The 824-nt window shown below is 76.7% G+C and carries 1 protein-coding gene; it reads left to right on the forward strand.

The genetic code is table 11. The features are described 5' to 3' along the window. Positions 1-106: 106 nt before the first annotated feature. A partial coding sequence (locus EAO75_RS45115) for a radical SAM protein (protein WP_148000919.1) occupies positions 107-824 on the forward strand: 718 nt, incomplete at its 3' end.

The following is an 824-nucleotide window of genomic DNA, read 5'->3' on the forward strand; positions in this document are numbered from 1 at the left end:
TCGCCCCACCCGCCCATACCGACCACCCGGTACTGGCCGCGATCCTCGCCGAACTCCGCACCCGCGAGGGGGAGTCCACCGTCGTCGCCCACTACGAGGACGCGCCATGACGACGCACCCTCACCCACCCTGGCCGCACGCCCTCCTCGACCTGACGGCCCATCGGCCGGTCCCCTTCCGGCAGTTCGTGCTCAAGGTGCACGGCCGCTGCAACCTCGACTGCACCTACTGCTACCTCTACCAGGGCCCCGACCACGGCTGGCGCGAGCGCCCGGCCCGCACGTCCGAGCGCACCATGCGGCGCGCGGCGGACCGGATCGCCGAGCACGTGCGCACCCACGGCCTGGACGCCGTCCGCGTCGAACTCCACGGCGGCGAACCCCTCCTCACCGGCCCCGACCCGGTCATCGCCTACGCCCGAGCCGTACGGGAGGCCGTCCCCGCCGGCTGCCGGGTCACCGCCACCGTCCAGACCAACGGCACCCGCCTCACCGCCGCGGCCCTCGACCGCCTCGCCGGCGCGGGGGTCCGGGTCGGTCTCAGCCTGGACGGCGGGCGGGCCGCGCACAACGCCCGTCGGGTCGACCGCGCCGGACGCCCCGCCTGGCCCGCCGCCCGCGCGGCGGCCGAGCGGCTCGCGGCGCGAGGGGAGTCGTACGCCGGCATCCTCTGCACGATCGACCTGGCCGCCGACCCCCTGGACGTCTACCACTCGCTGCTCGAACTGCGCCCGCCCGGCGTGGACTTCCTCCTCCCGCACGCCAACTGGGGCCGCCCGCCCGCAGGCATCGACCCGCAGCCCCCGGGGCGACACCGCCCCCGTC

The organism is Streptomyces sp. UW30 (assembly GCF_008042075.1).
Taxonomy (GTDB): domain Bacteria; phylum Actinomycetota; class Actinomycetes; order Streptomycetales; family Streptomycetaceae; genus Streptomyces.